This is a genomic window from Lysobacter sp. P5_B9 (assembly GCF_054049835.1).
In genome coordinates, this window is the sequence record NZ_JBFULP010000004.1 from 1 (window position 1) to 25,500 (window position 25,500).

The 25,500-nt window shown below is 67.8% G+C and carries 25 protein-coding genes; 14 read left to right on the forward strand and 11 right to left on the reverse strand.

Annotated elements, in window-relative coordinates; translation table 11 throughout:
* Positions 1-142: 142 nt before the first annotated feature.
* From ACXJJ9_RS09450 to ACXJJ9_RS09475, 6 genes are all read left to right on the forward strand, one after another.
* Positions 143-1,426 (forward strand): pepsin-like aspartic protease, encoded by a 1,284-nt coding sequence (locus tag ACXJJ9_RS09450; protein WP_457096948.1) that lies wholly within the window; start codon positions 143-145, stop codon positions 1,424-1,426.
* A 7-nt stretch (positions 1,427-1,433) separates the two neighbouring features.
* Positions 1,434-2,033 (forward strand): GNAT family N-acetyltransferase, encoded by a 600-nt coding sequence (locus ACXJJ9_RS09455; RefSeq protein ID WP_457096949.1) that lies wholly within the window; start codon positions 1,434-1,436, stop codon positions 2,031-2,033.
* 110 nt (positions 2,034-2,143) lie between these two features.
* Positions 2,144-2,965: an SAM-dependent methyltransferase gene (locus ACXJJ9_RS09460; RefSeq protein WP_457096950.1), complete on the forward strand. Its 822-nt coding sequence runs from the start codon at positions 2,144-2,146 to the stop codon at positions 2,963-2,965.
* Positions 2,966-3,000: 35 nt separating this feature from the next.
* Entirely contained in the window at positions 3,001-3,198 is a 198-nt protein-coding gene (locus ACXJJ9_RS09465) for a hypothetical protein (protein ID WP_457096951.1), read from the forward strand.
* Between the two features lie 78 nt (positions 3,199-3,276).
* A complete protein-coding gene (locus ACXJJ9_RS09470; protein WP_457096952.1) occupies positions 3,277-3,555 on the forward strand; it encodes a hypothetical protein in 279 nt (92 codons plus the stop codon).
* 72 nt (positions 3,556-3,627) lie between these two features.
* Positions 3,628-5,397: a diguanylate cyclase gene (locus ACXJJ9_RS09475; protein ID WP_457096953.1), complete on the forward strand. Its 1,770-nt coding sequence runs from the start codon at positions 3,628-3,630 to the stop codon at positions 5,395-5,397.
* Positions 5,398-5,515: 118 nt separating this feature from the next.
* Here the strand turns inward: ACXJJ9_RS09475 and ACXJJ9_RS09480 are convergent, their stop codons facing one another.
* The gene (locus tag ACXJJ9_RS09480) at positions 5,516-5,977 is read right to left on the reverse strand and encodes a hypothetical protein (protein WP_457096954.1); all 462 of its coding nucleotides are present in this window, start codon (positions 5,975-5,977) and stop codon (positions 5,516-5,518) included.
* A 130-nt stretch (positions 5,978-6,107) separates the two neighbouring features.
* On the opposite strand from ACXJJ9_RS09480, the gene ACXJJ9_RS09485 reads away from it, so the two are divergent.
* On the forward strand, positions 6,108-6,659 hold the full coding sequence (locus ACXJJ9_RS09485) for an NADPH-dependent FMN reductase (RefSeq protein WP_457096955.1): 552 nt from the start codon (positions 6,108-6,110) through the stop codon (positions 6,657-6,659).
* A 698-nt stretch (positions 6,660-7,357) separates the two neighbouring features.
* Complete coding sequence (locus ACXJJ9_RS09490; RefSeq protein ID WP_457096956.1) at positions 7,358-9,601, forward strand: M4 family metallopeptidase; 2,244 nt, start codon at positions 7,358-7,360, stop codon at positions 9,599-9,601.
* A 78-nt stretch (positions 9,602-9,679) separates the two neighbouring features.
* On the opposite strand, the gene ACXJJ9_RS09495 is transcribed toward ACXJJ9_RS09490, so the two are convergent.
* The 8 genes from ACXJJ9_RS09495 to ACXJJ9_RS09530 all read right to left on the reverse strand — a co-directional run bounded on the left by ACXJJ9_RS09495 (position 9,680) and on the right by ACXJJ9_RS09530 (position 14,859).
* The gene (locus ACXJJ9_RS09495) at positions 9,680-10,162 is read right to left on the reverse strand and encodes a hypothetical protein (protein WP_457096957.1); all 483 of its coding nucleotides are present in this window, start codon (positions 10,160-10,162) and stop codon (positions 9,680-9,682) included.
* Between the two features lie 103 nt (positions 10,163-10,265).
* Positions 10,266-10,433 (reverse strand): 50S ribosomal protein L33, encoded by a 168-nt coding sequence (rpmG, locus tag ACXJJ9_RS09500; protein ID WP_175489134.1) that lies wholly within the window; start codon positions 10,431-10,433, stop codon positions 10,266-10,268.
* 11 nt (positions 10,434-10,444) lie between these two features.
* Positions 10,445-10,681, reverse strand: coding sequence for a 50S ribosomal protein L28 (rpmB, locus tag ACXJJ9_RS09505; protein WP_310054639.1), 237 nt, complete (start codon positions 10,679-10,681; stop codon positions 10,445-10,447).
* 315 nt (positions 10,682-10,996) lie between these two features.
* Positions 10,997-11,323 carry a lipid-A-disaccharide synthase N-terminal domain-containing protein gene (locus ACXJJ9_RS09510; protein WP_457097205.1) on the reverse strand — a complete coding sequence of 109 codons (327 nt, stop codon included), beginning with the start codon at positions 11,321-11,323 and terminating at the stop codon, positions 10,997-10,999.
* 70 nt (positions 11,324-11,393) lie between these two features.
* The gene (locus ACXJJ9_RS09515) at positions 11,394-12,122 is read right to left on the reverse strand and encodes a glycosyltransferase family 2 protein (RefSeq protein ID WP_457096958.1); all 729 of its coding nucleotides are present in this window, start codon (positions 12,120-12,122) and stop codon (positions 11,394-11,396) included.
* A gap of 108 nt (positions 12,123-12,230) precedes the next feature.
* Positions 12,231-13,196 (reverse strand): NAD-dependent epimerase/dehydratase family protein, encoded by a 966-nt coding sequence (locus ACXJJ9_RS09520; protein WP_457096959.1) that lies wholly within the window; start codon positions 13,194-13,196, stop codon positions 12,231-12,233.
* 47 nt (positions 13,197-13,243) lie between these two features.
* Positions 13,244-13,579 carry an EF-hand domain-containing protein gene (locus ACXJJ9_RS09525; protein ID WP_457096960.1) on the reverse strand — a complete coding sequence of 112 codons (336 nt, stop codon included), beginning with the start codon at positions 13,577-13,579 and terminating at the stop codon, positions 13,244-13,246.
* Positions 13,580-13,671: 92 nt separating this feature from the next.
* Positions 13,672-14,859: a DesA family fatty acid desaturase gene (locus tag ACXJJ9_RS09530; protein ID WP_457096961.1), complete on the reverse strand. Its 1,188-nt coding sequence runs from the start codon at positions 14,857-14,859 to the stop codon at positions 13,672-13,674.
* Positions 14,860-15,141: 282 nt separating this feature from the next.
* Between ACXJJ9_RS09530 and mutM the strand changes: the two genes are divergently transcribed.
* The 3 genes from mutM (at position 15,142) to ACXJJ9_RS09545 (ending at position 19,450) form a co-directional block, all read left to right on the forward strand.
* Complete coding sequence (gene mutM, locus ACXJJ9_RS09535) at positions 15,142-15,954, forward strand: bifunctional DNA-formamidopyrimidine glycosylase/DNA-(apurinic or apyrimidinic site) lyase (RefSeq protein WP_457096962.1); 813 nt, start codon at positions 15,142-15,144, stop codon at positions 15,952-15,954.
* Positions 15,955-16,029: 75 nt separating this feature from the next.
* The gene (locus ACXJJ9_RS09540; protein WP_310054653.1) at positions 16,030-16,593 is read left to right on the forward strand and encodes an ECF-type sigma factor; all 564 of its coding nucleotides are present in this window, start codon (positions 16,030-16,032) and stop codon (positions 16,591-16,593) included.
* A 43-nt stretch (positions 16,594-16,636) separates the two neighbouring features.
* Positions 16,637-19,450, forward strand: coding sequence for a protein kinase domain-containing protein (locus tag ACXJJ9_RS09545; RefSeq protein ID WP_457096963.1), 2,814 nt, complete (start codon positions 16,637-16,639; stop codon positions 19,448-19,450).
* Between the two features lie 34 nt (positions 19,451-19,484).
* Here the strand turns inward: ACXJJ9_RS09545 and ACXJJ9_RS09550 are convergent, their stop codons facing one another.
* Both ACXJJ9_RS09550 and ACXJJ9_RS09555 read right to left on the reverse strand, forming a co-directional pair.
* Positions 19,485-20,114 (reverse strand): thymidine kinase, encoded by a 630-nt coding sequence (locus tag ACXJJ9_RS09550; protein ID WP_457096964.1) that lies wholly within the window; start codon positions 20,112-20,114, stop codon positions 19,485-19,487.
* Between the two features lie 210 nt (positions 20,115-20,324).
* Positions 20,325-21,098: a hypothetical protein gene (locus tag ACXJJ9_RS09555; protein ID WP_457096965.1), complete on the reverse strand. Its 774-nt coding sequence runs from the start codon at positions 21,096-21,098 to the stop codon at positions 20,325-20,327.
* A 250-nt stretch (positions 21,099-21,348) separates the two neighbouring features.
* On the opposite strand from ACXJJ9_RS09555, the gene ACXJJ9_RS09560 reads away from it, so the two are divergent.
* The 3 genes from ACXJJ9_RS09560 (at position 21,349) to ACXJJ9_RS09570 (ending at position 25,492) form a co-directional block, all read left to right on the forward strand.
* Positions 21,349-23,328, forward strand: a complete 1,980-nt coding sequence (locus ACXJJ9_RS09560; RefSeq protein WP_457096966.1) for a UvrD-helicase domain-containing protein — start codon at positions 21,349-21,351, stop codon at positions 23,326-23,328.
* A 79-nt stretch (positions 23,329-23,407) separates the two neighbouring features.
* On the forward strand, positions 23,408-24,313 hold the full coding sequence (locus ACXJJ9_RS09565) for a 5'-nucleotidase, lipoprotein e(P4) family (RefSeq protein ID WP_457096967.1): 906 nt from the start codon (positions 23,408-23,410) through the stop codon (positions 24,311-24,313).
* 321 nt (positions 24,314-24,634) lie between these two features.
* Entirely contained in the window at positions 24,635-25,492 is an 858-nt protein-coding gene (locus ACXJJ9_RS09570; RefSeq protein WP_457096968.1) for a hypothetical protein, read from the forward strand.
* The last annotated feature ends 8 nt before the right edge of the window (positions 25,493-25,500 follow it).

Consider the following 25,500-nt stretch of genomic DNA (forward strand, 5'->3'; position numbering starts at 1 on the left):
GACAGCCCCAACCCTCCCCCGCACGCGGGGGATGGAGCAATCTTTTCCATCGTGCGCTTGCGGTGTTCTCCTTCCCCCGCTTGCGGGGGAAGGCCGGGATGGGGGCTGCCGCACCCGCGCACCAATCTGCTCCAATCGACCCATGACCCGCGCCCTGCACCTGCCCATCACCCTCGCCCATGCCAAGGGCGCCTACACCGTCCGCCTGTCGATCGGCAGCGGCCAGCGCCCCGGCAACTTCGTCCTCGACACCGGCAGCAGCACGCTGGTGGTACTGCCGCACGCCTACGATCCCGACCAGGACGCCAGCCACACGCCGACCACCTGGGCGCAGGAAGTGCGCTACGGCGGGGGCGTGTGGGCCGGGCCGGTGCTGCGCGCGGACGTGCACTTCGACGGTCTGCACGGGAGCGTGCGCCTCGATGCCGCGCAGTTCTCGCGCGCCCAGGCCCAGGCGCAGGACATGCACGACGCCGACGGCCTGTTCGGCCTCGCCTACAGCGGCCTGGACATCGCACACGACGTGCGCGACTACCTCAGCGAGCGCGGCGTCGAGCCACCACTGACCTGGCCGTGGCCGTTCGACCGCGAAGACGAGAACCTCAGCGACTTCGCCACCCTGTTGAAGCAGCAGCCGCGGGTGACATTGACGCCGCTGTTCACCGCGCTGGCGGATGCCCATTGCATCGACAACCGCTTCGCCCTGCTGCTGCGCCGGCCGCTGGTGCACGTCGAGGGCGACAGCGCCGACGTGGCTTTGCTCGCCGCCGATCCGCTCAACCAGGGCGTGATGGTGCTCGGCGGTTCCGCCGATCACGATGCGGACCAGCCGCACCGGCTGCACGAAGGCGAATTCGCCGACATCCAGATCGTCCACGACCTCTACTACAACGCGCACCTGGTCGCGGTGCAGGTCGGCGACGGTCCGCGCATCGACGCGCCGGCGCTGGATCCGAAGTACGAACACCGCGCCGCCAGCAACGCCTTCTTCGATACCGGCTGCAGCTTCGTGATCCTCGAAGCCACGCTCTATTGCGCCGTGCTCGCCGCGTTCGCGCAACACGATGCGCGCCTGCCGGCGCTGGTCGAACGCTTCCAGCAGGTGTTCGCGCAGCAGCAGCAAGGCCTGCCGAACGCCGACGTCGACGCGCTCGACTGGCCCGAGCTGCATTTTTTCCTGCGCGCCACCGATGGCGGCGAGACGAAGCTCGCCTGCACCCAGGAACACTACTGGCCGCGCAATGCGATGCGCGCCGGGCAGGCGTACTGCCTGCTATCGAGCCAGCTGCAGAACTGGCCGAACCTGACCATCCTCGGCCTGCCGCTGCTGGCGGAACGCTATTGCGTGTTCGACCGCAGCGCGCCCAACGGTGGCTGCGTGCGCGTGGCGAAGGCGCGCGGTGCCGATGCGGCGTGGTCAAGCTGAGGTGGCCGTGCTCGATACGCCGCGCCTGCGGTTGCGCCCGATGGAAGCGCGCGACGAAGCGATGTTCTGCCACCTCTACACCGATCCCGACGTCATGCGCCGCATCGTCGCGCCGCTGTCGGCCGAAGCGGCGCTGGCAAGCTTCCAGCGCGCGTGCGGGCACAACGCCAAGGACACGCCCGGCCACCGCTTCTGGGCGATCGACTACACGCTTATCGACTGCACGCTTGCTGACAGCAGGACGTCGGACATCGCCATCGGCATGGCCGCCCTGCTGCGCACGGGCGACAGCGCCGAACTCGGCGTGATGCTGCGCAATGGCTGGTGGAACCGCGGCGTGTCGAGCGAGGCCTTCGCGCCGCTGCTCGAGCACGCCTTCAACGAGCATGCTTGCAACGGCATGGGCCTGGCACTCGTGTACGCGCAACGCCCGGACGATGACCATGCCCTGCTCATCGACAGGCTGCTCGCCAGGTTCGGCTTCGTACGCACGCCGGACAAGGTGACCGACAAGACCCTGTGCCGCTGGGAACTGCCACGCGCCGAATGGCAGGCCCGGCAACTGGCGGGCCGCCCGGTCTCAACGGCCTGCAACGTTCCAGCCTGACCACCACCCCCCGCTTGCCGGGGATCCGCGCAGGGCGCTTTTTGCGACCGGTTTTGCAGAATCAGGCCGGTCGGTTATCGTCCCTACTCTTCCGGGGGGATGGACGAAACGTGTCAACGACTGCTGAAAAGCCGGGCAGCCTGGTCTGCGTCGGCCTGGGGATGATGCTTGGGGCCCATATCGGCCCGCGTGCGCGCAGCCAGATCGAACAGGCCGACGTGGTCTTCGTCGCCGTGTCCGATCCGGTCGTGGAGCTGTGGCTGCAGCAGATGCACCCGGACGTGCGCAGCCTCCAGCCGCATTACGCCGAGGGCAAGCCGCGCCATCAGACCTACCGCGACATGGTCGAGTCCATGCTGGTCGAGGTCCGCGCCGGCCGTACCGTCGTCGGCGCGTTCTACGGCCACCCCGGCGTGTTCGCCAAGGCCCCGCACGACGCCATCGCCCAGGCCCGCCGCGAAGGCTTCGCCGCCCATATGGAACCAGGCGTCTCCGCCGAGGACTGCCTGTACGCCGACCTCGGCATCGATCCCGGCCGCCTGGGCTGCCAGCACTACGAAGCCAGCCAGCTGATGTTCTATCGGCGCCGGATCGACCCGTCCGCCTACCTGATCCTGTGGCAGGTCGGCATCGCCGGCGACCGCACCTACCGCCGCTTCGCCACCGGCCCCGAATACCGTCGCCTGCTGGTCGAGCGCCTGCGCGAGGACTACCCGGCCGACCACCTGGTCACCGTGTACGAAGCCGCGACGCTGCCGATCACCCAGCCGCGCATGGACACCGTCGCCCTGCGCGACCTGCCGGATACGCCGCTGTACATGCATTCCACCCTGGTCGTGCCGCCGTGCGAACCGCTGCAGCGCGACGAAGCGATGCTGGCCAGGATCGAAGCGCTGGAGCGAGCGGAAGCCGCCGCCACCGAACAGGCCTGACTTTCAACCACCGCAACACCACAAGGAGAGTAGTGATGTCCATCGTGCAGTTCCTCGAAACCCTCGGCGCCGCGCCGAACCAGATGTCCGCCGCCAACTACACCCATGCCGTCGAAGCCCTGGGGCTGGATGACGCCGCGCGCGATGCCCTGCTGGCGCGTGATGCGAACGCGGTCAATCGCGTGCTGGGCGGGCGCGCCGAATTGCGCTGCTTCATTGCCACTCCCGATTGATTTGAATAGAGCCGAAGCGGCCAAGCGCCGCTTCGGCGTTACCACCCGCCGTCCACCACCAAGCAGTAGGAGTCGAAGATGTCCAACGTCGTGCAGTTCCTGGAAAACCTGGCCCGCAACCCGAAGCAGCTGTCGGCTGAAGATTTTGCCGCGGCCGTTGCAAAAGCGGGAGTGGATTCTGCCGCGTACAAGGCATTGATGGAGCGCAATGCAGAAGCCCTGAATCAGGCCCTGGGCGGACGCCTGGCGATGATGTGCATGATTGTGCCGGCCGAAAACGAAGAGCCGAAGGAAGGCGATGAGCAGGAAGGCGGCGACGAAACGCCGGAGGGCGAAGTCTCCTCTCGAGCTGCCTAAGCCCGAGTGACGCCGACGTCCTGCGCCTCGGTGCAGTGACGTCGGCAGGTCTACCTGGACATGGAGATGATCATGAAGCAGCGGAAGGTTAAGAAAGGATTGCTGACAATCGCATTGTTCGCATTGCTGCCTCTGTCGGCCATGGCCTCTGACGTCGAGACCCTGCTTCAGAAAGCAGAATCAGTTCGCAGCACCGACCCGAAGGCTTTCGCGGCGGCGCTGACCGGGCTCGATGAAATCAAAGTGTCCGCGACTCCCAGGCAGTTGCGCCAATTGCGCTTGCTCAAGGCCTACCAGAAAGGGATCACCGGCAACTATGACGGTGCGACCGAGGATGCACTCGCGGTACTCGACGAAGCGCCCGAGGTTTCACTGCAGTTTCGCGCCGCGCTCCTGGTCGCGAACCTTGCCGCAATTACCCGCGACTTCTCCCTGGGGCTGCGTGAGCTCGAGAAGGCCCTCAGCCTGGCCGACCAGGTCCCCGAGACCGAGCTTCGTCATCAGGGCTACCTCGTTGCCGCTGTTATCTACAACCAATACGGGCAGTTCGCACTCGGCCAGCATTACGCCGAGCGCCTCCTGGCCCAGGGCTCGTCGCCCAGAAACCAATGCATCGCACACCAGCTGCGGGTCGAGGCTCTCTATGGGTTGAATACGCCCGACGACGAAGCCGACATCAACGATGCCATCGCTGCTTGCAATGCGCAGCACGAGACCATTCCCGCGAACCTGCTGCGTGGATATCTGGCTCGCCACTGGGCTGCCCAGAAAAAGACCGCACAGGCTATTGAACTACTGGAAGCGCATCTGCCTGAAGTTGAAGCAACGGGATACCCGCGCCTGATCGGCGAGATCAACGGTCTGCTTGCCGAATACCGCCTGGACACTGGGGACCTCAGTGGTGCGGAGAATCACGCGCATCGCGCATTGGCCAAAGGCGGCACGGACGCATACTCGCTGCCACTGGTGACCGCACATAAGGTCCTTTACGAGACCGCATTGCGTCGCGGTGACCTGAAAGCGGCGCTGGACGAGTACCGCCAGTACGCCGAAGCCGACAAGGCCCGCCTCGACGAAGTAAAGGCGCGCGAATTCGCCTTCCAGCTCAGCCGCCACGAGCTGCAGCAGAAGAACCAGTCGATCGAGCTGCTGAGCCGCCAGAATGACGTGCTGCGGCTGCAGCAGGAAGTCGCGAAGAAGTCCGCGATCAACAACCGCCTGCTGGTGCTGATGCTGTTGCTGGTGCTCGGCGTGGGCACCTACTGGGCCTACAAGATCAAGCGCGTGCAGGTGATGTTCCGCAAGCAGGCGCAGGTGGACAGCCTTACCGGGATCTTCAACCGCGGCCACTTCCGCGCGCAGGCCGAGGCGCAACTGGCGCGTTGCGCGGCCGTCGAGCGCGAGGCCGCGCTGGTGCTGCTCGACCTGGACAACTTCAAGCGCATCAACGACCGCCACGGCCACGCCACCGGCGACTGGGTGCTGCGCCAGGTAGCCGCGGCGTGCCATGCCTCGTGCCGCGAGGGCGACCTGTTCGGCCGCCTGGGTGGCGAGGAATTCGCCATCCTCTCCTGCGGCGGCGACCTGCATACGGCCGAACGCATCGCGCAGAAGTGCCGCGAGTACCTCGCCGCGATCGATGCGTCGGCGATCGACGGCGGCATTCCCGCGATCACCGCCAGCTTCGGCTGCGCCAGCACCAAGCTGTGCGGCCACAGCTTCGAACAGCTGTTCATGCACGCCGACCGCGCCATGTACCGCGCCAAGGCGGAAGGCCGCGACCGCATCTGCATGCATGAGGACAACCGCCCGGTGCCGCTGCGCCTGCACGTGCCGGCGTAACCGCGCGACCCGACCGGGCGGGACGTTGCAAACAACAGCGAAGCGAAGGCTTCGCTGTTGTTTTTTGCGCGAAGGTAATCGCGCCGCGGTCAGCGGCGCGGTCAGCGGCGCGGTGGGCTCATGGACGCACGCGCACGCCGTAGCCGGCCGTCATTTCGGCCAGGTCGAGGTTGCCGTCGCTGTTGCGGTCGAGCCAGCCGAAGCGCAGTTCGGTGGAGCGGCGGAGTTCGGCATCGTCGAGTTCGCCATCGGCATCCAGGTCGGCGATCACGATGCGGTCGGCGGCGGAAGCCGAACCGGGCTCCACTGCCCCCAGGCCCACCTGCAGCTCGGCGGCCGACAGGCGATGGTTGTGGTCACGGTCCATCGTCTCGAATGCGACATCGCTGTCGTATTCGTACTTGCTCAGGACGCCGTCCTGGTTGACGTCGAGGAAGGTGAAGCGGGCCTGCGCCCCGTCGGGCAGGGTACTGCGGGGCTTCGATTCGGTGCCCGGGGACTTGTGCTCGGCGCCGAGTGCGGGCATCGCGAGGGCAAGTGCGAACGTCAGCACGGCGAGGCGCGGGAGGGCGGCAGGCATGGCGGGCTCCGGGAGCGGGAAGGTGTTGCATGGAGCAACGCCAGAGCCGTCGCGAACCGGCCGTGCGGGCCGCGCACGGCCTTAACGACCCGCGGTGCAGCATGGCGCGACTTGCCCCCAGGAGACCTGCATGAGCCAGTACGCCATTGCCGTGTTCGTCGGCAGCCTGCGCCGCGATTCCTTCAACCGGAAGCTCGCCACCGCGCTGGCGCGGCTCGCGCCCGCGGAATTCCGCTTGCACCAGCTCGAGATCGGCGACCTGCCGCTGTACAACCAGGACGACGACGCGCACCAGGCGCAGCAGGTGCTGCGGCTCAAGGCGGAGGTCAAGGCCGCCAACGGCCTGATCTTCGTCACCCCCGAGTACAACCGCTCGATGCCCGGCGTGCTGAAGAATGCGATCGACCACGCCTCGCGCCCGTACGGACAGAGCGCATTCGCGGGCAAGGCCGCGGGCGTCATCGGCATTTCGGTCGGCTCGATCGGTACCGCGCTGGCGCAGCAGCACCTGCGCACCACGCTCGCCTATCTGGACGTCGCCACGCTCGGCCAGCCGGAAGCCTTCCTCCACGCGAAGGAGGGCTTCTTCGACGACGACGGCAACATCGGCGCGGCCAGCCGCGAGTTCGTGCAGGGCTGGATGGACAAGTACGTCGCCTTCATCCGCGCGCACGCGGGCTGAGGCATCCAGCTCCGCGCGCGCGGATCGGGAAATTGCTGCGATGCGGCGTGCACCCGCGGGAGCGGGTCGGCAGGATGCGCGCGCCGCATGGGCCGCGGCAGGAGTGGAGACCGGGGCCGGTCGTCCACTCGCCGTCACCTTCCTTACCGACTCTTCGGCGCTGTGCAGGCCGATGCGCTGGTGTGCTGCCGCCTGGCAGGCATCGCCGGGACCGGCACGGATCGGACGCGAAAGCACAAGGATGTCCGACCCTCGCTACGCCTGCCGTCGCGAAGGAAGGCCCGCGCTCTCGCCCCGGGGTGATGACACCTGTCGTCCCTCAGCCCCGGAATCACGCATGCAGCCCGCCCAGTCCCCGCCCGCCCCGCGCCATTGCCACGGCGCGTCCGTGCCGTTCGCGCCGTTCGCGCCAGAACCGTCCTGACGAAATCCATTTACCCGCAGGCCCAGGCCCGCGGGTGGATCGTCCGTTGAACGCGCGCCGGCAGCGCTCACGGCAATTGCAGTAGCTGCAGTTTCTTGAAGCGATGGCCTCCTTCAGGCCGTCCATGGCAATCCGATTCCGTCCGGTGTCCTGCCCATCCAAGTCCGCCAAGCATGTTCCGCCAAGCCTGTTGGGTCCAGGCAGCCGACGTCGCGCAAAGACGCGACGCGCCGGCGGCGGTCTCGACAACCCATCGTTACCCAAGGAGAGAGTTGTGGAACGCAACAAGCTGAACCTACTCGCGCTGTCGCCGTTGGCGCTCGCGCTCGTGTGCAGTCCCGCGCTGGCGGCATCGCACGTCGACCTGCACAAGCAGGACGCCAAGCAGATGGAGGCCCAGTACAAGGCCGCCACCGCGCGCGCGGGCGTCGCCGCCAATGCCGCCGACCGCCACGCCGAAATGCTGGGCCTGGACGCCGATTCCAGCCTCAAGCTGCTCGGCACCGACACCAGCAACGGCACCGTCCGCCGCTATCAGCAGACCTTCCGCGGCCTGCCGGTGTTCGGCGAACAGGTGATCGTCGCCGAAGACCGCAACGGCAACGTGCGCACGCTGTTCGGCCAGCGCGTCGATGGCCTCGCGCGTGAAATCCCGGCGGCCGCCGCCAAGCTCGACAAGGGCCAGGCGCTGGCGATCGGCAAGCAGGCCGGCCTGGGCAGCCGCCTCGCCACGATGCGCACCGAGAACGAGAAGTCGGAACAGATGGTCTGGGTCGACGGCAACGACCGCGCGCACCTGGTCTATGTCGTCTCCTACTTCGCCGACTCCTCGCAGGGCGGCGCGCCGACGCGTCCGTTCGTGATCGTCGATGCCAACAGCGGCAAGGTGCTCAAGCAGTGGGAAGGCCTCACCCACGCCGACATCGGCACCGGCCCCGGCGGCAATGCCAAGACCGGCCAGTACGAGTGGGGTTCGGGCGGCATCTATGGCTTCCTCGACGTGGTCCAGAGCGGCACCACCTGCACGATGAGCAACACCAATGTGAAGTCGGTGAACCTCAACGGCAGCACCGGCACCAGCACCACGGCGTGGGCCTACACCTGTCCGCGCAACACCACCAAGGCCATCAATGGCGCCTACGCGCCGATCAACGACGCGCACTTCTTCGGCGGCGTGATCACCAAGATGTACCCGGCCTACACCGGCTACAACGCGCTGACCTTCCAGCTGATCATGCGCGTGCATTACGGCACGAACTACGAGAACGCGTTCTGGAACGGCTCGAACATGAGCTTCGGCGACGGCGCCACCACGTTCTATCCGCTGGTCAGCGTCGACGTGGCCGGCCACGAGGTCTCGCACGGCTTCACCGAGCAGCACTCCAACCTGACCTACTCGGGCATGTCGGGCGGCATGAACGAGGCCTTCTCCGACATGGGCGGCGAAGCCACCGAATTCTACTGGAAGGGCAGCAACGACTTCGACGTGGGCCGCGACGTCTTCAAGTCGGGCTCGGGCGCGCTGCGTTACATGTGCAACCCGACCGCCGACGGCGGCTCGATCGACAACGCCGCCAACTACACCTCCAGCCTGGACGTGCATTACTCCTCGGGCGTGTACAACAAGGCGTTCTGCACCCTCGCCAAGACCGCCGGCTGGGATACGCCGAAGGCGTTCAAGGTGATGGCGCGCGCCAACGCGCTGTACTGGACCGCGAGCTCCACCTTCAACCAGGGTGCGTGCGGCGTTGAAACCGCGGCGACCGACCTGGGCTTCAACAAGGCGGATGTGACCGCGGCATTCGCTGGCGTCGGCGTGAGCTGCGCCGGCGGCGGTGGTGGCGGTACGGTGACGGCACTGAGCAATGGCATCGCGGTGACCGGCATCGGTGCCTCGGCAGGTGCGGACAAGTTCTACAAGCTGGACGTGCCGGCCGGCGCGACCAGCCTGAAGTTCGTCACCGCCGGCGGCAGCGGCGACGCCGACCTGTACGTCAAGTTCGGTGCGCAGCCGACCACCACGTCGTACGACTGCAAGTCCGAAGGCAGCACCACCGCCGAGACCTGCAACATCACCACCGCGCAGGCCGGCACGTACTACGTGACGGTCCACGGCTACAGCACCTACTCGGGCATGAGCCTGACCGGCAGCTACGGCACCGGCGGTGGCGGCAGCACGCAGACCTACAGCAACACGGCCGACTACGCGATCAACGACAACGCCACGGTGGATTCGCCGATCACGGTCTCCGGCCGTACCGGCAACGCCCCGGGCAATGCGTCGGTGACGGTGGCGATCGTGCACACCTACATCGGTGACCTGAAGGTCGACCTCGTGGCCCCGGATGGCACGCTCTACAACATCCACAACCACACCGGCTCGAGCACCGACAACATCAACAAGACGGTGACGCTGGACCTGTCGACCGAGGCGCTCAACGGCACCTGGAAGTTGCGCGTCAACGACAACGCCGCCGGCGACATCGGCAAGATCGACAGCTGGAGCATCACGTTCTGACGGGACGGGTTCCATCTTCCGTGTGATGCAGAGCCCCGGCCTTGGCCGGGGCTTTTTTATTGCGACGAATGTGCCTGCTCAGCCGCGCTCGCCGGGCAGCGCCGTGCCATGGGCGAGGTAATGGTTGAGGCGGGCTTCCCAGTCGCGCATGAACTTGTCGTAGTGCGCCGCGGTGAAGCCGGCGACGAAGGCATCGCCCGCCGGCGTGCCGAGGCTGGTGTGCAGGTAGGTCACGGTGGCGTCGCAGCCGGCCTGTGCCGCGCGCAACTGGATGCTCAGGCGGCAGGCGGTTACACCCGGGGTGATCTTGAGCATCTCGACGAAGCCCGTTTCGGGTTCGTGGCGGGTGACATACCAGATCGCATCGGCGGGTTCGGCGGCGGTGACGAACACGCAGTCGCCCTCGGCAATACCGGAGGCGCTGATGACACGCAAGGGACTCCAGCCTTCGATCCAGTCGGCTTCGCGCACGGGGCACAGCAGGGGGAACACGCGCGCCGGTGGGGCGCCGAGACGCTGCACGTAGGAGTGCGCAGCGCGAATGGGCGGTTGGATGTTCATGTCGTCTCTTGTGGTGGCGTTCCGGGCACGCAAAAAGAAAGCCCGCCTTGCGGCGGGCTTCGGTACTGCTTCGAACAAGCCGGTCGGAAACCGGCCGGAAGACTTACTTGATCTTGCCTTCCTTGTAGATCACATGCTTGCGAACGACGGGGTCGTACTTCTTGACCTCCATCTTGTTCGGCGTGTTCTTCTTGTTCTTGTCCGTGGTGTAGAAGTGGCCGGTGTTGGCCGAGGAGATCAGGCGGATCTTGTCGCGCTTGGAAGCCATGATTCAGATCCTCCTCAGATCTTCTCGCCGCGTGCACGCAGCTGGGCAAGGACGGAGTCGATGCCGTTCTTGTCGATGGTGCGCAGGGCAGCGGTGGAAAGGCGCAGCTTCACCCAGCGGTTTTCGCTGGCAACCCAGAACCGGCGTTCATGCAGGTTCGGGAGGAAACGGCGGCGGGTCTTGTTGTTGGCGTGCGAGACGTTGTTACCCGCCTGCACGCGCTTGCCGGTTACTTGGCATACGCGGGACATACGCACCTCGAGAGGTAATTGTTGCTTCCCTTGGCCAGGGAGGCGGCGGCCCCTCCGCCCGCGGTGGATTGCGGCGGCACACGATGAGGGTGGGATTTCTCCGCTGCCGGCGGCGGGTCGGAATCGTGCTTCCGGGTCCCGCCCGGGCGAGGTCCAGCTCCATGGGAGCAGGCCGACCGGACGCAGCGAGCCGCGCATTATGCAGCGCCAAGGGGGATCGCGCCAGCCCGGATACCGGGCGCGCCGCAGCGCTGCGTACCTGAACGCCCTGGCTTTTGACGGGTCGGGGGTGGACTACCCCTCCCCCAGGGAGGGTCAGTGAGACGCCTTGTCCCGGTGCCAGCCGCGGTGCTGGATGTCCAGGTACAGGCTGTAGGCGGCGGTGAAGGCCGGGAACAGGTTCTGGATGACGCCCACCGAGTCCTGCTTGGCCGAGAACACGAAGTAGCCCAGGGTCATCACGCTCCCCACCAGGCTCATGTACCAGAACAGGCGCGGGATCACCGGCTTGCCATGCTTGCGCGAGGCCAGGAACTGCACCAGCCAGCGCCCGCCGAACATCAGCGCGCCGGTCAGCCCGATCAGCTTCCAGGGCGACATGTGCAGCCCGGTCCAGGCCAGCCAGGCGATCGGGGCATTCATGAAGTCGGCGCCACCGGCAACGGTGGCGGCAGCGGTGGTGGCAGCGGTGGTGGCAGCGGTCAACAGCATCTCAGACCTCCTCGACCGCGGTGCGCTTGCTGCGCGTGATCAGCCATGCCACTCCGCGCAGGTCGCGGATGCCGACCAGGGCGCGATTGAAGTTGTTGTATTTGGACACGCCGGCGGTGCGGGCGCGGTGGTTCACCGGCACGCTCACCGTCTTCCAGCCCGCGCGCTGCATCAACGCCGGCAGGTAGCGGTGCATGTGGTCGAAGTAGGGCAGGTCGAGGTAGGCGGCGCGTTCGAACAGCTTGATACCGCAGCCGGTGTCGGGCGTGTCGTCGTGCAGCATGCGCACCCGGATCGCATTGGCCCACTTCGACGCCCAGCGCTTGCTGCCGGTGTCCTGCCGGTGGACGCGCCAGCCGGCGATCATTTTCACGTCGCGGCCGCCCTTGGCACGCTCGGCGATCAGCTTGGGGATGTCGGCCGGATCGTTCTGGCCATCGCCATCGAGCGTGGCGATCCATTCGCCGCGCGCGGCCTTCACCCCGGTGCGGATCGCCGTGCTCTGGCCGCTCTGGCTTACGTGGTGGAGCACGCGCAGTTCCGGCACCTGCGCCTTGAGTCCGCGCAGCGTCGCCAGGGTGTTGTCGCGCGAGTGGTCGTCCACGTAGACGATCTCGAAGGCAACCACGCCGCGCAGTGCGGCCACGGTTTCCTGGATGAGCGAGGCGACGTTGTCCTGCTCGTTGAACACGGGCACGACGACGGAGATCTGGGGCACGGATGGAGTCATGTCGGCATTGTCATGCCGCACCAGCATGCGGTGCGGCCGAACGGGGGGCGTTGGGCGTGCATCCTACCCGCCCGCGGGTTACGGCGTCAGCGCGAGGCCGCGAACGGGTCAGGCGCGGTCGCCGAAGTAATCGCGGCACCAGGCCACGACCTGCGGCAGGCCGGCCTCGATCGCGGTCGTGGGTTCGAAGCCGAAAGCGGCCTTGGCGCGGGCGGTATCGGCCATGGTTTCGACCATGTCGCCCGGCTGCATCTCCCGATAGACCTTCAGCGCGGGCTTGCCGGCCGCCTGTTCGATCACGGCGATGAAGCGCTCGAGCTCCACCGGCGTGTGGTTGCCGAGGTTGAAGACGCGGTGCGGCGGATCTTCGCCCGATGGCGCGTCGAGCGAGCCCAGCACGCCGGCGACGATGTCGGCGACGAAGGTGAAATCGCGGCGCATGCGGCCGTGGTTGAACACGTCGATCGGACGCCCGGCCAGTACCGCGCGCGAGAACAGCAGCGGCGCCATGTCGGGCCGTCCCCACGGGCCGTACACGGTGAAGAAGCGCAGGCCGGTCGCGCGCAGGCCGTAGAGATGCGCGTAGGTGTGCGCCATCAGCTCATTGGCCGCCTTGGTCGCCGCGTACAGCGAACGCGGCTGGTCGACGCGCTGGTCTTCCGAGAACGGCGGCGTCGCCGAATCGCCATACACCGACGAGGAACTCGCGTAGACCAGATGCTGCACGCCGCGATGGCGGCACAGCTCCAGCACGTTGACGAAGCCCACCAGGTTGCTGTCGACATAGGCGTGCGGATGGGTCAGCGAATAGCGCACTCCGGCCTGCGCGGCCAGGTGGATAACGCGCGTCGGCTTCACTTCGTCGAACAGCGCGGCGAGGCCGTCGCGGTCGCCGAGGTCGAGCGCGCGCAGGTCGACGTCGGGGCACAGCGCCGCGACACGGTCTCGCTTGAGCTGCGGGTCGTAGTAGTCGTTGTAGTTGTCGAGCCCGACCACGGCATCGCCGCGATCACGCAGGGAACGGCACACGTAGGCGCCGATGAAGCCGGCCGCACCGGTCACGAGGATGGTCATGCGCGCATTCTAGGGAGCGAAGCCGGATGCGTCGCCTGCAGGCCGCGTCAGCGCGGTGGCGACGCCAGTTCCTGGGTGCTGAGGAAGCCATCGTGGTCCGCATCCTGGCGCTGGAACATCGCGGCCAATGCTTCGCGGTGCTCGGCCAGGCTCACCGTCCTGCCACGTCCGCCGGGCAGCTCCTCCGCGCTGAGCATGCCGTCGCCATTGGCGTCCATGTGCTCGAAGGCGTAACCCATCCACGCCTGGTATTCGGCCAGCGAGACGCGGCTGTCGCGGTCGCCGTCCATGCGCGCCAGGTAGTCGTCGCTGGCGGTGACCTGGGCGGCGGCGAGTACGGGCCACAGCAGGCCGGCGCCGATCACGGTGAGGAAGTTGCGCATGCCGCGCAATCTGCCGCAGCGCGGCTGAACCGCAAAAGACGGAAGGGGCGTCGCCGCCCCTCCCGGATTCGAACCTGTCGCGCGGCGACGCATCACGCGCCGATGCGCGACGGCGCCAATGCATACCCCTTCAGGCGCTTCGAGAACGCCTGCAGGGCCGCGTTGCCGGAGGCTTCGGCTTCGGCACACCACGCCTGCAGCTTGGCCAGCGTGGCCTGGGCGTCCTGCGAGCGTTCGTCCAGCACCTGCGAGAGCTTGGCGCGGAACTCGGCCAGCTGCGCCATGCGCGGATGCTCAGCCACCCACGCCTGCAGGCGCGCGCGCTTGTCGTCGTCGAGCCAGCGACCACCGTCGGCCAGGCCCTTGCGCAGCTTGCGCGGCAGCTTGACCTTGGCCTCGCGCAGCGCGGGCAGGGTGACATTGCGGTAGTAATCGGTCATCGCCTGGAAGCGGATGGCCAGCAGCGCCTTCATCGTCTCGCCGTCGGGCATGGCGATGTTCGGGCGCACATCAAGCGTGGGCGCCACGCGCAGCACCTTCGCCAGGCCGACCTTTTCCAACAGGCTGATCGCGACCCAGCCGATGTCCACTTCGAACTTGCGCAGCGCGAATTTCGCCGACGACGGGAAGGCGTGGTGGTTGTTGTGCAGTTCCTCGCCGCCGATCCACACGCCCCACGGACTCAGGTTGGTCGAGGTGTCTGCGCTTTCGAAATTGCGGTAGCCCCACCAGTGGCCGAGGCCGTTGACCACGCCCGCGGCCCAGAACGGAATCCACGCCATCTGGATCGCCCACAGCGCGACGCCGACGAAGCCGAACAACGCGAAGCTGATGAACAGATACAGCGTCGGACCCAGCGTGGCGTACGGCGTGTAGAGGTGGCGCTCGATCCAGTCGTCCGGGCAGCCCTTGCCGTACTTCTCGATCGATTCGCGATCGGCGCGCGCTTCCTTGTACAGCTCGACGCCCTGCCAGAACACGGTCTTGATGCCCTTGATCTGCGGACTGTGCGGATCTTCCTCGGTCTCGACCTTGGCGTGGTGCTTGCGGTGGATCGCCGCCCATTCCTTGGTGATCATCGAGGTCGAAAACCACGACCAGAAACGGAAGGCGTGCGCCAGCACCGGGTGGAAGTCCACCGCGCGATGCGCCTGCGAACGATGCAGGTACAAGGTCACGGAGAAGATGGTGAGCTGCGTGGCAACCAGGAAATAGATCGCGAGGGAGACCCAGCCGGCCTGCAACAGGCCACCGGCGAGGAAATCGAGCAATGCGGACATGACAACTCCGGAGCGGGCGCGCCGCCCTTCGCCGGGGGCGAAGAGGGTGGGTGGAAGACGCAGTCCCGCGCGGGATTCTGCCACTCCCGCAGGACGTTCGCGCTGGTATGGAACACCTACTTGATGGGGACCGGTACGCGCTTCGGCAAGGGCGAAAGCTGAACAGGCGGGACTGCGGGCATCTTCGTAAGCTAGGCGTATGCCGCGCCGCGGACGACGTTCCCAAACCGCGATCTCCGCGCCGCCGCAGCGGCCCTGGATATATGCCCGCCGAGGTCTTGAGTGCCTGAACTGCCCGAAGTCGAAACCACCCGTCGCGGCCTGGCGCCGCATCTCGAGGGCCGCACGGTCACCGGCGTTGTCCTGCGCCGGCCGGACCTGCGCTGGCCGATCCCGGACGAGGTGCGCGACCTCCTGCCCGGCCAGCGCATCGCCGCCGTGCGCCGGCGGGCCAAGTACCTGCTGCTCGACACGTCCGCCGGCAGCGCGCTGCTGCACCTGGGCATGTCGGGAAGCCTGCGCGTGCTGCCGGCGGCGACGCCGGTCAAGGCGCACGACCACGTCGACCTCGCCCTGGATTCCCGGCGCGTGCTGCGCTTCACCGATCCGCGCCGCTTCGGCTGCCTGCTGTGGCAGCCGCCCGGCACCACCCACGAACTGCTGCGCGACCTGGGCCCGGAGCCCTTGTCGGACGCCTTCGACGGCGACTACCTGTTCGCGCTCAGCCGCGGCCGCAAGGCACCGGTGAAGACCTTCCTGATGGACCAGAAGATCGTGGTCGGCGTCGGCAACATCTACGTGGCCGAGGCCCTGTTCGAAGCCGGCATCTCACCGCTGCGTGTCGCGGGCAAGGTCTCTCGCGAGCGTTACGCCCTGCTCGCAGCGGCGGTGAAGCGCATCCTCGCCTACGCCATCGAGCGCGGCGGCACCACCTTGCGCGATTTCATCAGCCCCGATGGCGAACCCGGCTATTTCGAGCTGGAACTGTCGGCCTACGGCCGGGGCGGCGAGCCCTGCCCGCGCTGCGGACGGGCGCTGAAGCAGGCCGCGATCGGGCAACGCACGACCGTATGGTGCGGGCACTGCCAGAAATAGCCCTCGCCTCATCTGCACACCACCTATGCGGATATTGGGTTTATATTCGACGCAACTCCGGGGGATCGGATGGTCATGGCGGATAGTGCCGACATCACATTGCTGCTGGATGCAGCCCGAGAAGGGGATCGTGGCGCGCTCGACAACGTGCTCGCGCGGCTCTACTCCGAACTGCATTCCATGGCCCGGCGCCAGCTCGCCGGCCAGCATGGCCAGACCCTCGATGCCACCGCGCTGGTGCACGAGGCCTACCTCAAGCTCATCGGTCGCCGCGAAGCCCGCTTCGACGACCGCGCCCATTTCTTCGCCTATGCGGCCTCGGCCATGCGCAGCGTGGTGGTCGACTACGCACGCCAGCGCCTGGCGCAGAAGCGCGGCGGCGACCTGCACCGCGTTACCGACCTGCCCGAGGACGTCGAGGGCGGCCTGCGCCTGGACGAGGAAACCCTCGGCCTCGACGTGGCGCTGACCAAGCTCGCCGCCGTCGACCAGAAGCTCGCGCAGGTGGTGGAACTGCGCTACTTCGCCGGCCTCTCGGAGCTGGAGATCGCCGCCCTGCTCGAGCGCTCCGAGCGCAGCATCCGGCGCGACTGGCAGAAGGCGCGGCTGTTCCTGCTGGCTTCGCTGAAGGACTCCTGAGTTACGCCGCCGCCCCGACCGGGTAGGGAGCACAGGCACAACGATGGATCCCGCGCGCTGGCAACTCCTCTCTCCGCTGATCGACTCGCTCTTCGAGCTGCCGCCGGAAGCACGCGATGAACGGTTGCGCGAACTGCGCGAGGAAGACCCCGCACTCACCGATGAACTGGAAGCGCTGATCGCGCTGGAAGAGGAACGCGGCGACTTCCTTGCCGAACCGCTGGTCCCGCCGCGCCCGGGCGTACAGCCGGGCACCGTGGTCGGGCCATACCGCCTCGATCGCCTGCTCGGCGAAGGCGGGATGGGCCAGGTGTGGCTGGCTTCGCGCGCCGACGGCCTGTACCAGCGCCGCGTCGCCCTGAAGCTGCTGCGCCCGGGCCTGACCGACACCAACCTGCGCGTGCGCTTCACCCGCGAACGCCAGATCCTTGCGCGCCTGGGGCACCCGCACATCGCACGCCTGCTCGATGCCGGGGTCACCGTCGAGGGCCTGCCCTACCTCGCCCTGGAATACGTCGACGGCGAACCCATCACCGACTACTGCCGCACCCAGGACACACCGGTCGCGCAGCGGCTGCACATGTTCCAGCAGGTGTGCGATGCGGTGAGCCACGCGCACGCCAACCTGATCGTGCACCGCGACCTCAAGCCCTCGAACATCCTCGTCACGCCGGCGGGCGAAGTGCGGCTGCTCGACTTCGGTATCGCCAAGCTGCTCGACAGCGAAGCGGCGGTGGTGGAACAGACCCGCACCGGCATGCGTGCATTCACCCTGCACTACGCGGCGCCCGAGCAGATCCGCGGCGAGCCGGTCACAACAATGACCGATGTGTATTCGCTCGGCGTGGTGCTGTACGAACTGCTGACAGACCGCAAGCCATACCGGCTCAAGCGCGACAGCGACGCGGCGTGGGAAGAGGCGATCCTGCTCAACGACCCGCTCCGGCCTTCGCAGACCATGCTGCGCCGGGTCGAGAGCGACACGGTGGAGGAGTACGGGCATGTCGCCGCACTGCGTCGCCGCGCGCGCGTGCTGTCCGGGGATCTCGACAACATCGTGCTGAAGACGCTGTCGAAGCAGCCCGAGCAGCGTTACCCCTCGGTGGAGGCCCTCGCCCTCGACCTGCGCCGCTATGAAGAAGGCCGCCCGGTGCTGGCGCGTTCGCAGGGTGTCGGCTACCGCATTCGCAAGTACTTCGCCCGGCATCGCTGGACACTGGCGACCGCGTCCATGGTGACCGTGGTGCTGGGGCTCTCCGTCGGCCTGGTCGCCTGGCAGGCGCGGCAGGCGCTGGCCGAAGCCGCGCGCGCGCAGGCCATGCAGGATTTCATGGTGGGCCTGTTCGAACAGGCGGGTGGCGCGCCCGGCAAGGCCATGGACCTGCGCAGCCTGCTCACCGCCGCCGAAACGCGCGACCGCACCGAGCCGGGCCACCAGCCGCGCGCGCGCGCCGAATTGCTGGGCCTGCTCGCGCGCCTGCGCCTGGGCCTGGGCGACTATGCGGAAGCGGGACAACTGCTGCAGCGGCAGTCCGCCATCGTCGACAACACCCGCGACATCCCCGACAGCCTGCAACTGGAATCACTGACCCTGCGTGGACAGCTGCTCGCCGTGCAGGGCAACGCTCCGGCATGCCTCGCCCTGATGCAGCCCGCACTCGACGTGGCGCGCGGCGAGGAAGCGCAACTTCCACCGCAAAGCAGCCAGTTCTACTCGCAGCTCGGGCGTTGCCGCCGCGCCGCGGGCGAACGGCAGGGCGCGCGGCAGATGTTCGAGCGCTCGCTCACCATACGGCGCGAATCGCCCGCCGATGAGGTCGGCATCGTCGAGAACCTCGTCGACCTCGCGTCGCTCAAGGGCGATGCCGGCGACAACGCATCCGCCATGCGCGGCTTCAACGAAGCGTTGTCCTACCTGGGCAGCCACGTCGGCGCGCGCCATCCCCTGGCAGTCACCATCCTGCGCGACCGCTGTGCATTGCGTCGCGCGCAGGGCGACCTCGCGCTCGCCGAGCACGATTGCCAGGAGGCACTGACACTCGCCGTGCAGCTGCACGGCGGCGACAGCCGTGCCGGCATCGAAGCGCGCCGCCAGCTGGCCGCGCTGCACATGGACCTGGGCCGTTACGCATTGGCCCAGCGCGAATTCACCGAGACCCAGGCATGGCTGGTCGCCAGGCTGGGGGCCGGCGACGCCGAGATCGCCCGCAACTCCAGCAACCTCGGGCTGGCCGCCTGGGAACGCGGCGACCTGGCGGCCGCCCTGCCCGCCCTGGCGCACGCCGTGGAGATCTGGCGCACGGGCCCGGATCCCGGCCTGCTCGCCACGGGGCTGTTCAACCAGGCGGCGGCGCTGCACGACGCCGGACTCGATGCCAACGCGATGCCGTTGTTGCAGGAGGCGCGCCGGCTGCGAGTCGGGCAGTTCGGCGCCGAGCATGGTCTCGTCGGCGATACCGATCGCCTGATCGGCGTGGTCGCCGCGGCGCTCGGGGATCCGGCGCAGGCCCGCGGCGCCCTCCAGCAGGCGGTCGCGCTGACGCGTGGTCATTACGGCCCGGGGGATCCGCACACCCTGCGCGCCGAGCTCGCGCAGGCGCGCCTGCTCGCCGCCGAAGGCGATACCGCGGCCATGCAGCGCCTGGCCGAAATCGGGACGACCGGGCCGGCCGACGACAGCGACCAGCGCCGGGACCGCTGGTTGGCGCGCGCCTACCTCACCGAGACACGCTGCCAGCGCGAACCGACGCTCGCCCGCGCCCAGCTCGACGCGATCACGCAGGAGATGCAGGCGGCCATGCCCGAGGGCAGTGCGGCCCTGGGCGAGGTGCAAGGGATCCGGCGAGGCTGCCTGTAATCCGGTTCACCACAACGACTTCACCGCAACGACTTCACAGCAACGGCGGCTGCTGCGGCTCCGGCACGCCATCGATCGTGGCTTCGCCGCGCATGACCTTCTTGAATTCCGCGCGGGACACCGAGACGTAGCGTTCATTGCCGCCGATCTCGACCTGCGGCCCCTGCTGCACCGCGCGCCCGGCGTCGTCCACGCGCACCGTCATCGTCGCCTTCTTGCCGCTGTGGCAGATGGTCTTGATCTCGTTGAGCTCGTCCGCCCACGCCAGCAGGTACTGGCTGCCCTCGAACAGCTCGCCCCGGAAGTCGGTGCGCAGCCCATAACACAGCACCGGCACCCGCAAGGCATCCACGACCTCGCTCAACTGCCACACCTGCGACTTGGCGAGGAACTGCGCCTCGTCGACCAGCACGCAATCGAGCCGGCCGTGCGAATCGATGTCGGCACGGATCAGCGTGTCGAGGTCGTCGCTGCGCTCGAAGGCATGACCGCTGGCCTTCAGGCCGATGCGAGACGCCACCGTGCCGCGGCCGGCGCGATCATCCAGTCGCGGGGTGAGGATCAGCACGCGCATGCCGCGTTCGCGGTAGTTGTGCGCTGATTGCAGAAGCGTGGTGGTCTTCCCGGCGTTCATCGCCGAGTAGTAGAAGTAGAGTTTGGCCATCCGCGAAGTTTAGTGATTCGCTGTGCGGACTGGCATGGCGCCGTGCACATCGTTGGCCCGGATGCGCCGGAATCCGCTGAGCGACGCACGCGCTGTGTGGCAACGCGACGTCGCCATGACCCGCACGGGATTGCAGTCCCGATTGCAGACCCGCCGGCAGGTTTTCCGCCTGCCGGCATCTGCGCCGCGCGCCGCATGGGGCGTCGTTGGCTAGTCGGTGTGCTTCGGCCTCGGCGTCGCCTTGGCCGGACCAACCTCGACGCGGCCGCCGGTTTCAAGCTCGAGGTCCTGCTGCTGCCAGTACGGGCCCAACTCCACCCGGTCGTCGGCATAGGCTTCGAGGCTGGTGGGGCCGCCGGCGGCAACGGCGCTGGAGGCCAGCATGCCGGCGGTGGCGTTGCCGAACGAGCCGTGGATCGGGGGTCCGTTCTGTTGTTCGAGCATCTGGTTGCGGTAGCCGATGTGACTGCCGGTCATGCTGCGGGCGAAGCGGCGGATTTCCGCTTCCGCACGCGGCCGCGCCACCGAGTCACCATAACGGCCGTAGTAGTCGGCGCCCTGCGCCTGCGCGTCCTGCTGCTGTTGCGGCGTCAGCTGCTCCCACATCTTTTCGCGGATCGCCAGCAGCTTGTGGCTGCCGCGCTCGGCGGCGAGGTCACTCCAGATATAGGCGCGGACGTGGTCCGCGGGCACACCCTGGCCGTACCAGTAGATCAGGCTCAGGTAGTGCTGCGAGTACTTGTCGGCGTACCACGCCGCCCGCTCGAAGCGCCCGATTGCCTCCTCGTAGCGGCCGTCCTGGTAGGACATCAGTCCGTACAGGCGCCACTCCTCGTTGGGGTGGCCCTTGGCCCAGGGCATCTGGGCATCGACTTTCATGAAATTGGCCGTGACCAGCTGGAGGGGCTCTTCAGCAGGCACCGCCGCGCTGCCGAAGAGACAGACCATGCAGAGTCCGGCAAGACGAACGTTCCGTGCGTTCATGTCCGCATCCTCCGTTGGGATAAACAGAAGCCGCTGCCAGCACGCTACTCCCCTGGCCTGGCGCCGGCAATTGCATTTATTGCCGTTTGAACGCCCCATCGGCGACGTTCGTGGAACATCGGCACCCCCCGTTTGTCCGACCCGCTTCGTTGTCGACCGCTTCGTTGTTCGACCCGCTTCGCATAACCCGCAGCGCGCGGCCGGCGCCGGTTCCACGCCGGGTAGACTGACGCCCTACCCGGAAGTCTCCATGCACGGTCTCAACCCTCCCCAACGCGCCGCAGTCACGCACTGCGACGGCCCCCTCCTTGTGCTCGCCGGCGCCGGCAGCGGCAAGACCCGCGTCATCGTCGAGAAGATCGCGCACCTGATCGCCTCGGGGCGCATGCCCGCGCGCCGCATCGCGGCCATCACCTTCACCAACAAGTCGGCGCGCGAGATGAAGGAGCGCATCGCCAAGCGCATCAGGGGCGACGCGGGCGAAGGCCTGACCATCTGCACCTTCCACGCGCTGGGGCTGAAGTTCTTGCAGATCGAGCACGCCAAGGCCGGGCTCCGCCGCGGCTTCTCGGTGTTCGACAGCGACGACACCGGGGCGCAGCTCAAGGACCTGCTGCCGCCGGGCAGCAAGCCCGACGTGCTCGACAACGCGCGCAACCTGATCTCGCGCGCCAAGAACGCCGGGCTGTCGCCGGAGGAAGCGCTCGCGGTCGCGCAGAGCCCGCGCGAGATGGACGCGGCCCTCCTCTACCAGAAGTACCAGGCGCGCCTGACCACCTTCAACGCGGTCGACTTCGACGACCTGATCCGCTTGCCGGTGCAACTGCTCGAAGCCGACGAGGACCTGCGCCTGGCTTGGCGCGAACGCATCGGCTACCTGCTGGTCGACGAATGCCAGGACACCAACGACGCGCAGTACCGCCTGCTCAAGGCGCTGGCCGGGCCGAGGGGCCTGTTCACCTGCGTGGGCGACGACGACCAGTCGATCTACGCCTGGCGCGGCGCCAATCCGGACAACCTGCTGCAGCTGGGCAAGGACTACCCGGCGCTGGAGATCGTCAAGCTCGAGCAGAACTACCGCTGCAGCAACCGCGTGCTGCGCGCGGCCAATGCCCTGATCGCGCACAACTTCCACGAACATCCCAAGACGTTGTGGAGCGACCAGCCCGACGGTGAGCGCATCCGCGTGTGGGAATGCCGCGACAACGGGCACGAAGCGGAAAAGGTGGCCAGCGAGATCCATTTCATCGCGCAGAAAAACGCCGCGCCGTGGAGCGATTTCTGCATCCTGTTCCGTGGCAACCACCAGTCGCGGCCGCTGGAAAAGGCGATGCAGCTGCTGCGCGTGCCCTACCACCTCAGCGGCGGCACCGCGTTCCTGGAACGCCAGGAAGTGAAGGACACCCTCGCCTGGCTGCGCCTGATCGCCAATCCCGATGACGACGCGGCGTTCCTGCGCGCGGTGCAGGCGCCCAAGCGCGAGGTCGGCGCGACCACGCTGGCGAAGCTGGCCGAACTCGCGCATGGCGCGCACATGCCGATGTCGCGTGCGGCCGAATCGGTCGGCGCGCTCAAGCAGCTCGCGCCGCGCGCGGCCAATGCGCTCGACGGTTTCATCGGCATCGTGCGTTCGCTGCGCGCCGACGCGCAGCGCCTGAGCCCGGCGGAACTGGTGCGCGTGCTCGGCGAGAAGTCGGGGATGCTCGCGGCGATCCGCGCGCAGTGCAAGGACGAAGCCAGCTTCCAGCGGCGCAAGGAAAACCTCGAGGAACTGGCGGGCTGGTTCGACGGCGGCAAGGGCTCGGGTCCGGGCGAACTCGCCGCGCAACTCGCGCTGCTCTCGCACGCCGACAAGGGAGATGCCGGCAACCAGGTGCGGCTGATGTCGATGCACGGCGCCAAGGGCCTGGAGTTCCGCTACGTCTTCATCGTCGGTTGCGAGGACGGCACGCTGCCGCACGAGATGGCGCTGGAAGAAGGCAGCCTCGACGAGGAGCGACGCCTGCTCTATGTCGGCATCACCCGCGCGAAGGAACAACTGTGGCTGTCGCACTCGCGCGAGGCCTCTCGCTGGGGCGACAAGCTGCGGCTGAAACCAAGCCGCTTCCTCGACGAACTGCCGGCGGCCGAACTGCAACGCGACGGCGCCGACCCGGTCGCCGATGCGGTGCGCAAGCAGGAACGCGCGAGCGCCGGCTTTGCCGCGATCAAGGCGCTGCTGGAAGGTTGACGCCGCGCGCCGTTGCACTGCCACGGTGCCGCCACGTGGCTCCGCTAAACTCGGCCGGATCTTCTGACCGGCCGCCTGCATGCGTCTCCTCGTTCCTGCCGCGACACTCCTCTCCTTCGTCCTGCTCGGCGGCTGCGCCAGCACGCGCGTCGCCAGCGCCGACGCGGCGGCACCGGCCGCGCCTGCGCCGGTCCCCGCGCCGGGTCCGCCCGCCGACGACAATCTCAACGCCACGGTGTGGTTCCAGACGTCGGTCGAGCGCGACCTCGTCTACACCGCGATCTATCGCGCCGCCGGCGCGCGCCTCGATGCCGCCCTGCGCGACAAGCACTGGGATGCGCTGCCGAAGGAAGAGCGCAGCAACGATGTCTCGCGCCTGCCGGCCGCGATCATCGTCGACATCGACGAGACCGTGCTCGACAACTCGCCCAACACCGTGCGGCAGATCCGCGAGCGCCACGGCTTCAACGAAGCGGCGTGGGGCGAGTGGGTGAACCAGCGCGCCGCCAAGGCACTGCCGGGCGCGAAGGAGTTCCTCAACACCGCCGCCAGCAAGGGCGTCACCGTCTTCTACATCAGCAACCGCGACGCCAGCCTCGCCGAGGCCACGCTCGCGAACCTGCGCCAGGCCGGCTTTCCGGTGAAGGACGACAGCCAGTTCCTCGGACTGGGCACGGTGGTCGACGATTGCGAGCAGAACGGTTCGGAAAAGGCCTGCCGGCGCCAGCTGGTCGCCCGCCGCTACCGCGTGCTGATGCAGTTCGGCGACCAGGTCGGCGACTTCGTGCAGATCCTGGCCAATACCCGCGACGGCCGCCGCGAGGCCATCGCGCCCTATCTGGCCTGGATCGGCGAACGCTGGTGGCCGCTGCCGAACCCGCTGTATGGCAGCTGGGAGCCTGCGCTGTTCGACAACGAGTGGGCACAACCCGAAGCCGCGCGCCGCGCCGCCAAGGAAGCCGCACTGGACGACGCGCGCCCCTGAGACGCGTCTTTCGCGACAAGCGAGCTTCGCTTAAATGAAATCAACAAGTTACGAGATAAATAAAAAGTATTGCCTAAGAATAGCGGTTGCACTAACCTGCTCCCGTCCGGTTGCGGCCGGAAACGTGCCACAACCAAGTCCTCCGGCCCCGGCCGGATTGCGGGAGGCCCCAACGGCCTCCCTTTCTTTTTGTCCGCCGCCCGCCCCGGGCTTTCGAACCGCGACCGGTTCGGCTTGTCCATCCCGACCCCGCCCGCGACACTGCCGGGTCACGGGGAAGCCGCCGCAGCCATGTCCAAGCCATCGATCCGACCCGCCTGCGTGCGCGCTGCCCTTCTGCTGGGGCTGCTCGTCCTCGCCGGCGGCTGCGACCGCGGCAGCCGGACACAGTCGACCTCGGCCGCGCCCGCCCAGGCCATGCAACAACTGGTCGACGATCTGCGCCGGGACGATCTGGCGGCGTATGCCGAACACGCGGTGCCACCGGCGCTGCATCGTCGACTCGCCGCCGCTTGGGGCGAGGGCCGCACCTTGTGGCCATTGACCGAGCTGCCGCTGGATCACAAGGCCCAGGGCTTTCTCATCGCCCTGGCCGAACCGCGCTCGGAGGAAAAGCTGCTGGCCGCGTACCGCCGCCAGTTCGCCGGCGCCAATGCCGAGATCCGCACCGCGGCCACCACGCTGGGACTGTTCACCACCCAATACGTGACCAAGGAAGCGAGCTACAGCGAGACCGAACGCGACCATTACCGCCAGCTCGTCGCCGCGTTCGCACGCTGGGGCCAGCGCGCACCGCTGGGCGATGCCGCGCGGGCACGACGCAACATCCCGCAGATCACGCTCGCCGCGCGCGCCACTGGCCTGGGCACTCCCGATGGCCTGCGCAAGGCGGGGATGGAGCGCAGCCTGCGCCTGCTGGGACCATTCTTCGTGCGCCTGGAGCGCGTGCTGGCCACGTACGGGCTGGACTTCGACGCCACGCTGGCGGGCATGCGCATCAGCCTCGCCGAACAGACCGGCGACACCGCACGGGTGCGCTTGCAATACACCCTGGCCGGCCAACCCATCGACGCCATGGCGTTGATGGAGCGCCGCGACGGCCGCTGGTATCTCAGCGACCTGCTGCGCCGCGCCGAGGCCGAAGCCACCGTTGCCAACGCGACCTCCGCCGCGCCGTAGCACCACTG